Annotated in this window: 8 protein-coding genes; 3 read left to right on the top strand and 5 right to left on the bottom strand. The window is 70.1% G+C overall.

Features of this window, described 5'->3' with window-relative positions; all coding sequences use genetic code 11:
• Window positions 1-175: 175 nt before the first annotated feature.
• From ispG to AB0Q90_RS39625, 4 genes are all read right to left on the bottom strand, one after another.
• Window positions 176-1,333 (bottom strand): flavodoxin-dependent (E)-4-hydroxy-3-methylbut-2-enyl-diphosphate synthase, encoded by a 1,158-nt coding sequence (gene ispG, locus AB0Q90_RS39640; protein WP_363165220.1) that lies wholly within the window; start codon window positions 1,331-1,333, stop codon window positions 176-178.
• A gap of 202 nt (window positions 1,334-1,535) precedes the next feature.
• Entirely contained in the window at window positions 1,536-2,828 is a 1,293-nt protein-coding gene (locus AB0Q90_RS39635; protein ID WP_363165276.1) for a site-2 protease family protein, read from the bottom strand.
• An 8-nt stretch (window positions 2,829-2,836) separates the two neighbouring features.
• A complete protein-coding gene (dxr, locus tag AB0Q90_RS39630) occupies window positions 2,837-4,093 on the bottom strand; it encodes a 1-deoxy-D-xylulose-5-phosphate reductoisomerase (RefSeq protein ID WP_363165221.1) in 1,257 nt (418 codons plus the stop codon).
• 85 nt (window positions 4,094-4,178) lie between these two features.
• The gene (locus AB0Q90_RS39625; protein WP_363165222.1) at window positions 4,179-6,110 is read right to left on the bottom strand and encodes an acyl-CoA dehydrogenase family protein; all 1,932 of its coding nucleotides are present in this window, start codon (window positions 6,108-6,110) and stop codon (window positions 4,179-4,181) included.
• A gap of 381 nt (window positions 6,111-6,491) precedes the next feature.
• Between AB0Q90_RS39625 and AB0Q90_RS39620 the strand changes: the two genes are divergently transcribed.
• The 3 genes from AB0Q90_RS39620 to AB0Q90_RS39610 all read left to right on the top strand — a co-directional run bounded on the left by AB0Q90_RS39620 (window position 6,492) and on the right by AB0Q90_RS39610 (window position 10,898).
• Complete coding sequence (locus tag AB0Q90_RS39620; RefSeq protein WP_363165223.1) at window positions 6,492-7,499, top strand: LacI family DNA-binding transcriptional regulator; 1,008 nt, start codon at window positions 6,492-6,494, stop codon at window positions 7,497-7,499.
• 67 nt (window positions 7,500-7,566) lie between these two features.
• The gene (locus tag AB0Q90_RS39615) at window positions 7,567-9,606 is read left to right on the top strand and encodes a glycoside hydrolase family 31 protein (RefSeq protein ID WP_363165224.1); all 2,040 of its coding nucleotides are present in this window, start codon (window positions 7,567-7,569) and stop codon (window positions 9,604-9,606) included.
• Window positions 9,607-9,698: 92 nt separating this feature from the next.
• Window positions 9,699-10,898, top strand: a complete 1,200-nt coding sequence (locus AB0Q90_RS39610; RefSeq protein WP_363165225.1) for a sulfotransferase — start codon at window positions 9,699-9,701, stop codon at window positions 10,896-10,898.
• 27 nt (window positions 10,899-10,925) lie between these two features.
• On the opposite strand, the gene AB0Q90_RS39605 is transcribed toward AB0Q90_RS39610, so the two are convergent.
• On the bottom strand, window positions 10,926-11,645 hold the full coding sequence (locus AB0Q90_RS39605) for a hypothetical protein (RefSeq protein WP_363165226.1): 720 nt from the start codon (window positions 11,643-11,645) through the stop codon (window positions 10,926-10,928).
• Between the last annotated feature and the right edge of the window lie 32 nt (window positions 11,646-11,677).

Raw genomic sequence — 11,677 nt, 5'->3', positions numbered from 1 at the left:
CCATGTGAAGGTGGCGGGGGTTCAGAGGGCGCCGTGGGCCACCTCACCGTCCCTGGGGGCTGCCGCCCCCAGACCCCCGCTTCGGCCCTGAACGGGCCTCGTCCTCAAAACGCCGGACGGGCTGGATGATGCGGGCCGAGGCCAGAAAAGCCCCCGGAGCGAAGGAAGACCTTCCTCAGCCAGCCACCGACACCGAAGGCTCGCCCGACGTCACGCCGTCCGCCTCCATCTGTTCGGCCAGCTTCATGGCCTCCTCGATGAGGGTCTCGACGATCTTGGACTCGGGGACGGTCTTGATGACCTCGCCCTTGACGAAGATCTGGCCCTTGCCGTTGCCGGAGGCGACGCCGAGGTCGGCCTCGCGGGCCTCGCCGGGGCCGTTGACGACGCAGCCCATGACGGCCACACGGAGGGGGACCTCCATGCCGGTGAGGCCGGCCGTGACTTCCTCGGCCAGCTTGTAGACGTCGACCTGGGCGCGGCCGCAGGACGGGCAGGAGACGATCTCCAGGCCGCGCTGCTTGAGGTTCAGGGACTCCAGGATCTGGATGCCGACCTTGACCTCCTCGGCGGGGGGCGCGGAGAGGGAGACGCGGATCGTGTCGCCGATGCCCTGGGAGAGCAGGGCGCCGAAGGCGACGGCCGACTTGATCGTGCCCTGGAAGGCCGGGCCCGCCTCCGTCACACCGAGGTGGAGCGGGTAGTCGCACTGGGCGGCGAGCTGCCGGTAGGCCTCGACCATCACGACGGGGTCGTTGTGCTTGACGGAGATCTTGATGTCCCGGAAGTCGTGCTCCTCGAAGAGGGACGCCTCCCACAGGGCCGACTCCGCGAGCGCCTCCGGCGTGGCCTTGCCGTACTTCTGGAGCAGGCGCCGGTCGAGGGAGCCCGCGTTGACGCCGATCCGGATCGGGGTGCCGTGGTCCTTCGCGGCGCGCGCGATCTCCTTGACCTTGTCGTCGAACTGCTTGATGTTGCCGGGGTTCACCCGGACCGCCGCGCAGCCCGCCTCGATGGCGGCGAAGACGTACTTCGGCTGGAAGTGGATGTCGGCGATGACGGGGATCTGGGACTTCCTCGCGATCGTCGCCAGCGCGTCCGCGTCGTCCTGCGTCGGGCACGCCACCCGCACGATCTGGCAGCCGGACGCCGTCAGCTCGGCGATCTGCTGGAGCGTGGCGCCGATGTCGGACGTACGCGTGGTCGTCATCGACTGGACCGAGACCGGCGCGTCTCCGCCGACCGCCACGGATCCGACCTGGATCTGCCGGCTCTTCCGGCGCTCGGCGAGCTTGGTCGGAACGGACGGCATGCCGAGAGAAATCGCAGTCATCTGCTGTGCAACCCCAAGTCGTGGATCAAGGTCCGGTCCCGTCAGCAGCGGGCTCCAGGCTTCGAGATTACGGCACAAGCGATCGTCCGAGCACGCCCCCACCTCGAACCCACTCGGCGGGGGGACCCCCACGCCCGCAAACCCACTCAATGGTGGACGGCCGGGAACCCCATGGTCCCCGGCCGCCGTGAACTCCGTATGGCTAGGAGATTCTCACTGGGTTGACGACATCCGCGACCAGTACGAGCAGCGTGAAGCAGATGAAGATCCCGGCCACCACGTAGGCCACCGGCATCAGCTTCGCCACGTCGAACGGGCCCGGGTCCGGGCGGCGCAGCACCTTGGCGATGTTGCGGCGCAGCGACTCCCACAGGGCGCCCGCGATATGGCCGCCGTCGAGCGGCAGCAGCGGGAGCATGTTGAACAGGAACAGGGAGAGGTTGAAGCCCGCAACCAGCATGACCGCCATGGCCAGCTGCTGGGAGGCCGGGATGTCCAGGGTGAAGATCTCGCCGCCCACCCGGGCCGCGCCGACCACGCCCATGGGTGAGTCGGCCTCGCGCTCGCCGTCTCCGAAGGCCGCGTCCCACAGGGCGGGGATCTTGCCGGGCAGGGCGGCGAGGGAGTCGACGGCGTCGCCGACCCGGTCGCCCATCCAGGTCACCGAGTCGCCGAAGTCCTGTTTGACGATGCCGGTGGCGGCGCTGAAGCCGAGGAAGCCGGCGGTGATGTACTCGCCCTGGACGATCTGGCCGCTGGAGTCCTTCTTGGCGACCTGGTTGGTGGCGATCTTCGCGTGCAGGGTGACTTCCTCGCCGCCCCGCTCGACGACGATCGGCACCTCCTTGCCGGGGTTGGCGCGGATGAGGTCGGAGAGCTTGTTCCAGTCGTCGGTGCGTACACCGTCGAAGGAGACGATCTTGTCACCGGCCTTCAGGCCCGCCGCGGCGGCCGGGGAGGCGGGGTCGGACTTCTTGCAGTCGTCGCGGTTCTCGCTCTGCGCGATCACGCACTGGGAGACCGAGCTGACGCTGGTGGTCTGCTGCGAGATGCCGAAGCCCATCAGCACGGTGAGGAACAGGCCGACCGCCAGGACCAGGTTCATGAACGGGCCCGCGAACATCACGATGACCCGCTTCCACGGCTTGCGCGTGTAGAAGAGGCGGGTCTCGTCACCCGGCTTGAGCTCCTCGAACGCGGCCTCGCGGGCGTCCTCGATCATGCCGCGCCAGGGCGAGGTGGAGCGGGCCTCCAGACGGCCGTCGGCACCCGGCGGGAACATGCCGATCATGCGGATGTAGCCGCCGAACGGGACCGCCTTGATGCCGTACTCGGTCTCGCCCTTCTTGCGCGACCAGATGGTCGGGCCGAAGCCGACCATGTACTGGGGCACGCGGATGCCGAAGAGCTTCGCGGTGGACAGGTGCCCCAGCTCGTGCCAGGCGATCGAGAACAGCAGGCCGACGGCGAAGACCACTATGCCGAGGATGAACATCAGGGTCGTCATGCACGGGCCTCCGCCGTCTGTGCCGCCAGTTCCCGGGCCCGGGTGCGTGCCCAGGTCTCCGCTTCGAGGACGTCCGCGACGGTGAGGGAAGTTCCCGTCGCCGGGGTTCCGTGCTCCTCGACCACCCGGGTCACGGTCTCCATGATCCCGTTGAACGGCAGCGCGCCGGCCCGGAAGGCCTCCACGCACTCCTCGTTGGCGGCATTGAACACCGCCGGGGCCGTGCCCGCGAGCTCACCGACGTGCCGGGCAAGGTTCACCGACGGGAACGCGTCGTTGTCCAGCGGGAAGAACTCCCACGTCGAGGCCTTGCTCCAGTCGAAGGCGGGCGCCGCGTCGGGGACGCGCTCGGGCCAGCCCAGGCCGATGGCGATCGGCCCGCGCATGTCGGGGGGCGTCGCCTGCGCGATCGTGGATCCGTCCGTGAACTCGACCATCGAGTGAACATACGACTGGGGGTGCACGACGACCTCAATGCGGTCGAAGGGAATGTCGTAGAGGAGGTGCGCCTCGATGACTTCCAGGCCCTTGTTGACGAGGGTCGCGGAGTTGATCGTGATCACCGGGCCCATGGCCCAGGTGGGGTGGGCGAGGGCGTCCTCGACGGTCACCTGCTCCAGGTCGGCCTTGGTGCGGCCGCGGAAGGGTCCGCCGGACGCCGTGACGACCAGCTTGCGTACGTCGGCTCGCGTGCCGGAGGCCAGCGCCTGGAACAGGGCGGCGTGCTCGGAGTCGACCGGGATGATCTGTCCGGGCTTGGCAAGGGCCTTGACCAGCGGGCCGCCGACGATGAGCGACTCCTTGTTGGCGAGCGCGAGGGTGCGGCCCGCCTCCAGGGCGGCGAGGGTCGGGGCCAGGCCGATGGAGCCCGTGATGCCGTTCAGCACGGTGTGGCAGTCGGCGGCGGCGACCTGGGTGGCCGCCTCCGGGCCGGCGAGGATCTCGGGGAGCGGCTCCCCTGCGCCGTAGAGCGCCTGCAGGGCCTCCCGCAGTGCCGGTACGGCGTCCTCGCGGGCGACCGCGACCGTGCGCACCCGCAGTCGGTGGGCCTGCTCGGCGAGGAGGGGGACCCGGCCGCCGTTGGCGGACAGCGCGGTGACCCGGAAGCGGTCCGGGTTGCGCAGGACGAGGTCGATGGCCTGCGTGCCGATCGACCCGGTGGAACCGAGGATCACCACGTCCTTGGGCCCGTCTCCCGCGACGGGGTCGTACACCAGGTGCGGGTCGGCGAGAGGGGCTGGAGAGTCGCTCATCCCTCCATTGTTGCCGCAACGGGTGTCGGGGAGGACAGGGTGTCCCCCTCATGAGGGCCGAGGGGAACACCCGGTCGGGGGTCGGTCAGCGAATCGGGCGGTGGACGTTCTCGTGTTCGCTCGGGCCGGGGGTCGCGTCGGCGATCCACGGGCCGTCGCCCGAGGGGTCGACGATGCCCTGTTCCAGCCACTCGTAGGTGCCGGACAGGACGCCCTTGACGACCTTGCGGTCGAGGTCGTCGGTGTTGGACCACAGGCGGCCGAAGAGCTCCTCGACGCGCAGCCGGGACTGGCGGCAGAAGGCGTCGGCGAGTTGGTAGGCCTCGCGGCCGTTCTCGCCCCGGCCGCGCAGGTGCTCGGCGCGCACACAGACCGCGCTCATCGCGAACAGTTCCGCGCCGATGTCGACGATCCGGCCGAGGAAGCCCTGCTTGCTCTCCATGCGGCCCTGCCAGCGGGACATGGCGTAGAAGGTGGAGCGGGCGAGCTTGCGGGCGGTGCGCTCGACGTAGCGCAGATGCACGGACAGGTCGACGCCGTTTTTGAACTCGCTGTAGGAGTAGGGCAGTTGGCCTTGTCCTGCGACCAGTTTCGGCAGCCACCGGGCGTAGAAGACGCCGGCGCTCGCGCCCGCCTTCGCCTTGTCCGACAGGGACTTGTCGGGGTCGATGAGGTCACCGGCGACCGAGAGGTGGGCGTCGACGGCCTCGCGGGCGATGAGGAGGTGCATGATCTCCGTGGAGCCCTCGAAGATGCGGTTGATGCGCAGGTCGCGCAGGACCTGCTCGGCGGGGACCGCGCGTTCGCCGCGGGCGCGCAGGGAGTCGGCCGTCTCGAAGCCGCGTCCGCCGCGGATCTGGACGAGTTCGTCGGCCATCAGCCAGGCCATCTCCGAGGCGTACAGCTTGGCGAGGGCGCCTTCGATGCGGATGTCGTTGCGGTCCTCGTCGGCCATCTGCGAGGCCAGGTCCGTCACGGCCTCCAGGGCGAAGGTGGTGGCCGCGATGAAGGAGATCTTCGAGCCGACGGCTTCGTGGTGGGCGACCGGCTTGCCCCACTGCTCGCGCGCGGCCGACCACTCGCGGGCGATCTTCAGGCACCACTTGCCGGCGGCGACGCAGGAGGCGGGCAGCGAGAGCCGACCGGTGTTGAGGGTCGTCAGCGCGATCTTCAGGCCCGCGCCCTCCGGTCCGATGCGGTTGGCTGCCGGGACCCGGACCTGGTGGAAGCGGGTGACGCCGTTCTCGATGCCGCGCAGGCCCATGAAGGCGTTGCGGTTCTCGACGGTGATGCCGGGCGAGTTGGTCTCCACCACGAAGGCGGTGATGCCGCCCTTGTGGTCCTCGGACTTCGGGACGCGGGCCATGACGACGAGCAGGTCGGCGACCACGCCGTTGGTGGTCCACAGCTTCACCCCGTCGAGGACGTACTCGTCCCCGTCCGGTACGGCGGAGGTGGCCAGGCGCGCCGGGTCGGAGCCGACGTCCGGTTCCGTGAGCAGGAACGCGGAGATGTCGGTGCGGGCGCAGCGGGGCAGGAAGCGTTCCTTCTGCTCCGGGGTGCCGAACAGCTTCAGCGGCTGGGGTACGCCGATCGACTGGTGCGCGGAGAGCAGGACGCCGATCGCGGGTGAGGCCGAGCCCGCCAGGGTCAGCGCCTTGTTGTAGTACACCTGGGTGAGGCCGAGGCCGCCGTACTTGGTGTCGATCTTCATGCCGAGGGCGCCGAGGTCCTTGAGGCCGCTGATCACCTCGTCGGGGATCCGGGCCTCGCGCTCGATCAGGCCGCCGTCGACCTTCGTCTCGACGAAGTCGCGGAGTTTGGCGAGGAACTCCTCGCCGCGCTGGGCGGCCTCGTCGGTCGGCATGGGGTGGGGGTGGATGAGGTCGAGGCGGAAGCGGCCGAGGAACAGTTCCTTGGCGAAGCTGGGCTTGCGCCATTCCTGCTGCCGGGCGGCCTCCGCCACCTGGCGTGCCTCACGTTCGGTGACAGTGGGCTTGGTGGGTGGTGCGGACATGAGGCTCACCTCGCCGCGAATAGGGATCTTGAGGACCGTACGTTACTGACCGGTGCTACTCGATCGTATGTACCCGATCCGGGGCGAGGCCACCACCCTGCGTGCGGCCGTTCGGCCGATGTCGACGGAATACGCCTCGGTGTCAAGTCGCCCCGTGCCTGCGGTGTTGCATCAGGGGGCCCTCCGGGGGGACTGTGCGTGTGCGCCACTCGGCGGGCCCCGGTCGTGCGAGGGTTGCCGTAGCGCCCGGGAAATTGGCTGTCGAAGCGCTTCGATTGACTATGGACACCCACCCTTGGTGGAGCTACTGTCGAACCACCCTCACCCGCCCGTATTCGCAGTGCGCACTGTCGAAGCGCTTCACAAAGCTTGGAGAGCTGGATGGTCACCCTCGCCGAGGTCGCCCAGCACGCCGGAGTCTCGGCGAGCACGGTGAGCTATGTCCTCAGCGGCAAGCGGTCCATCTCCGCGACCACCCGGCTGCGGGTCGAGCAGAGCATCCGCGAGCTGGGGTACCACCCGAACGCGGGCGCGCGCGCCCTGGCCAGCAACCGGTCGAACATCATCGCGCTGATGATCCCGCTGCGCACCGACATGTATGTGCCGGTGATGATGGAGATCGCCATCGCGGTGGCCACCACGGCCCGTACGCACGGCTACGACGTGCTGCTACTCACCGGCGAGGAGGGCCCCGACGCGGTGCGCCGGGTCACCGGCAGCGGGCTCGCCGACGCGATGATCCTGATGGACGTCGAACTCGACGACGAGCGGCTGCCGTTGCTGCGCGGCACCGACCAGCCCTCCGTACTGATCGGCCTCCCCGCCGACACCTCCGGGCTGACCTGCGTCGATCTGGACTTCCGGGCGACCGGTGCGCTGTGCGTGGAGCATCTGGCGATGCTCGGGCACCGCGACATCGCTGTCATCGGCGAGGCCCCCGCCGTCTACGAACGCCACACCGGTTTCGCCGAGCGCACCCTCGACGGACTACGCTCCCGCGCCCAGGAGTTGGGCGTACGGCTGCTGCACCGGCCGTGCGAGGGCGGCTACGACGCGATGGCCGTCACGCTCGCCCGCATCCTCGACGAGCGCCCGGGCACCACGGGGTTCGTCGTACAGAACGAGTCGGCGGTCGAACCGCTGCTCGCCCTGCTGCGCCAGCAGGGCCGTGCCGTTCCGGAGGACGTGTCGGTGGTCGCGGTCTGCCCCGACCAGGTCGCCACCCAGGCCTCGGTGCGGCTGACGTCCGTGTCCATCCCCGCGCAGGAGATGGGCCGGCACGCCGTCGAGCATCTCGTCGCCAAGCTGGACGGGCGGGGCAAGGACGAAGTCGTGCTCATCTCCCCTGAGTTGACGGTCCGGGCGAGCTCGGGGCCGGCCGCTTCCTGACCAGTACGTCTCCCGTGCGGCTCCCTCGGGGGCGGCATCACCCTGCCATCGTTCAGGAGTTCGCCTCGTGAATCAGCCTGCCGCAACGCAAGCAGTCAGCCTCGCCCAGTCCTCCCCCACCGTCGGCACGTTCCGCGAGCGGGACGGCGCGCTGGAGTGGAGCGGCCGACAGGAGACCGTGCGCGTCGAGCCTTGGGGGCCGGACGCGGTGCGGGTGCGGGCACGGCTCGGCGGGCCGGTCCTGGAGGGGCTGCCCGGCGCTCTGCTCACCGAGGCTCCGGCCACCTCGTCCACCGTCAAGATCGATGACGGCAGGGGGCAGTTGACCGTCGGCTCGCTCACCGTCGAGATCGGCGCCGAGGGCCTGATCCGCTTTCTGCGCACCTCCGACGGCGCGGAGATCCTCGCCGAGGAGCGCGCCCACTTCTGGTGGCCGGGCTCGCGCCTGTACACGGCCGTCGGCAACGGCCACCACCGCCTTGAGCAGCGCTTCGCCGCCTACGACGACGAGAAGCTCTACGGCCTCGGCCAGCACCAGCACGGCCGGCTGGACCAGAAGGGCCTGGTCCTGGACCTGGTCCAGCGCAACGCCGAGGTCGGCATCCCGGTGCTCACCTCCAGCCGCGGCTACACCCTGCTGTGGAACAACCCGGCGATCGGCCGCGTGGAGCTGGCGCACAACGGCACGCGCTGGGTCGCCGACTCGGCCCGGCAGATCGACTACTGGATCACCGCGGGCGCCCCGGCCGACGCCCAGCGCCGGTACAGCGCGGTGACCGGCCGGACGCCGATGCTGCCCGAGTGGGCGGCCGGGTTCTGGCAGTGCAAGCTGCGCTACCGCACCCAGGACGAACTCCTCGGCGTGGCACGGGAGTACAAGCGCCGGGGCCTGCCCCTGGACGTGATCGTCTGCGACTTCTTCCACTGGACGCACCTGGGCGAGTGGAAGTTCGACCTGAACGAGTGGCCTGACCCGGGGGCGATGGTCCGCGAGCTGGAGGAGCTCGGCGTCAAGCTCGTGGTGAGCGTCTGGCCGTCGGTGTCGCCGCTGTCGGAGAACCATCCGGTGATGGAGCAGCGCGGCTACTTCATCGGCACCCAGTACGGCCCGATGGCGCACGCCGACTGGCCGGACAAGGAGGTGGCCTCCACCGTCCAGGTCGCCTTCTACGACGCCACGAACCCGGACGCCCGGGAGTTCGTGTGGTCGAAGGTTCGCGACAACTACCTGCTGCCGTACGGCATCACGGCCTTCTGGCTGGACGCCTGCGAGCCGGAGCTGAAGCCGGGCTTCCAGGAGAACCTGCGGTACTGGGCGGGCCCCGGCCTGGAGGTGGGCAACCTCTATCCGGCCGAGAACGCCCGCACCTTCTACGAGGGACTGCTCGCGGAGGGCGAGTCCGAGATCGTCTCCCTCAACCGCTCGGCGTGGGCGGGCAGTCAGCGCTACGGCGCCGCCCTGTGGTCCGGTGACATCGGCACCGACTTCCCGACGCTGCGCCGCCAGATCGCGGCCGGCCTCAACACCGCGCTCTCCGGCATCCCTTGGTGGAACACGGACATCGGCGGCTTCCACGGCGGCGACCCGGACGACCCGGCGTACCGGGAGGTGATGGTCCGCTGGTTCCAGTTCGGCGCGCTGTCCCCGCTGATGCGGCTGCACGGCTTCCGCGACCCGGGCATGCCGCTGGGCCCGGAGATGACGGGCGGCCCCAACGAGGTCTGGTCGTACGGCGAGGAGGCCGGCGAGATCCTGGCGCGGTACCTGCGCCTGCGCGAGCGACTGAAGCCCTACGTCCTGGACGTGATGCGCGAGGCGCACGAGGAGGGGCTGCCGGTGATGCGGCCGCTGTTCCTTGAGTTCCCCGAGGACCCGGCGGCCTGGTCGGTCGACGACGCCTATCTCTTCGGCCGGGATCTGCTGGTCGCCCCGGTACTGACGGCGGGCGCCACGGCCCGCACGGCGTATCTCCCGGCGGGCGCGGTCTGGACGGACGCATGGACGGGTGAGACGTACCGGGGCGGTACGGCCGTGACGGTCGACGCCCCGCTGGACCGCATCCCGCTGTTCCTGCGGGACGAGGCGCGGCTGCCCGTGGCGGAGTAGCCGTGCCGTAAGGGCGGCCGGTCCCGTGGGGACGGGACCGGCCGCCAACTTCCGTTACCCGCAAGCAATTTCGACTGCGTTAGGCTCCCTGAGTGTCCTCGTCCTCGATCGCCCTTGCCCTGACCGACCTGCTGCTGCGGCCGGGTTTCCGTTCCCGTCGTACGCCCGACCGGATCTTCGACCGGATCCGCACCGAGGCCTTCGTGACCGGGGAGACGTCGGCGGACCGGGAGTTCGTCGACGGCTTCCGCTCCCTGCTGCGCTGGTGGGCCGGGGCCGAGAACCTCACTCCGACGGGCTGGCAGTCGGCACAGACCCATGTGCGCAGGCATCTCACCAACCGGGCCCGGATCGGCCGGCTGATCGCCGACAACCCCGCCATCGCGGAGGAACCGATCGAGCGGCCGGTGTTCGTGGTGGGCCTGCCGCGCACGGCGACCACGCTCACCCACGGCGTGCTGTCCCTGTCGGACGAGCACCGCAGCCCCCTGCTGTGGGAGCTGCTCTCCCCAGGCCTCGACGTGCCGCCCGGGCAGCTGCGCAAGGCGATGGCGCCCGCACGCCAACTCGTGCGCGGCACCGACCTGTTCGCGCCGGGCTTCCGGGACATCCACCCGCTGGTCGCCGACGGACCCGAGGAGTGCACCTTCGCCCTGCCGCACGCCCTGATGCCGCTGGCGCAGGCGCCCATACCGGCGTACCGGGACTGGCACTACGAGCACGACTTCGTCCCCGACTACCGCCACCTCAAGCGGGTCTACCAGGTCCTGCAGTACGGCCGCCCGCGGCGCCGCTGGGTGCTGAAGTCCCCCATGCACCTGGAGCATCTGCCGGCGCTGCGCACGGTCTTCCCCGACGCCACGATCGTATGGACGCACCGCGACCCGGTCACCGTCATGGCGTCGTTCTGCAGCCTGGTCGAGCACGGCATGGGCCTCAGCGTGCGCCCTCTGGACCTGCACGGCATCGGCGCCACCTGGCTGGAGCTGCTCGGCCGGTCCGCCGAGCGTGGCATCGCCGCACGGGCGGACATCCCGCCGGAGTCCCTGGTGGACGTCCCGTACTCCTGGCTGGGCGCCGACCCGGCCACCGGCGGCGTCCCGAAGCTCTACGCCGCCGTCGGCGCCCGCTGGACCGACGCGGAGGCCGCCCGGCTGCCCGGGGTCGTGGCCCGCCCCAAGGGCTCCCGCCCGCACCGGTACGACCTGTCCCGCTACGGCCTGACCCGCGCCGACGTCGAGACGGCCTTCGCCGGCTACAACGCCCTGCGGGCCGAGGTGGACCGCGCCTGACGGTCCGGCCCCGGCCCCGAGGACGCGTCAGCTGCTGCTGACGGTCAGGTTGTCGGTCCGGAAGTCCAGACCGCCGGACGACGAGGTGATCTCGTAGCCGAACTGCACGTCGCCGATGGTCTCGTTGCTCGACATCCAGCCCTTGGTGCCGGAGATCCAGGTGAGGATCGGCTTGATGTTCACGGTGCCGGAGGTGGAGTCCGAGGTGCGCAGGAAGGAGAACACCTCGTTGGCGCCGTTGTTGCCCTTGTAGACGTTCCAGGTGTGGCCGCCGAGGGTCACGGACCCTTGCGAGGTGCCGAGGGGGCCGACGGCGCCGTTGTAGTTGACCCAGAGCATGATCTCGTAGTCGTAGTCGGTGTCCCAGATGTCGTACGACGTGTTGTACGCGCCGGACGACGGCACGGTGACGCTGTAGTTGCTGGTGAGCGAGCCGATGGAGGCGATCGTCTTGTTGATCACCTTCTTGGCGTTGGGGTAGGACTTGATGCCGCCGGTGTTGGGATGGTTGGCCCAGACTCCCCAGTTGGTGCCGGAGTTGGCCCAGATGCACTGGCTGCCGGCGCCGGAGCCCCAGATGTTGTTGTAGAGCGTGTAGCCGTTCAGGCTGGTGTTGCCCCACTGGTCGCAGGAGCTCCAGACGGCGGCGTGGGCGGGGGCGGAGGCGAGGCCGACGGTGGCGCCCAGCGCGAGGGCCGGGGCCAGCAGGGCCTTGGCGATCCTGCTCGGTGTGCGGGTTGTTGCCATGGCGTCCCTTCCATGGGTGGGGGGAATTGCGG

Origin of the sequence: Streptomyces sp. NPDC079141 (genome assembly GCF_040686775.1) — a bacterium.
Lineage (GTDB): Bacteria > Actinomycetota > Actinomycetes > Streptomycetales > Streptomycetaceae > Streptomyces.
This window is presented reverse-complemented; position numbering and strand designations above follow the sequence as displayed.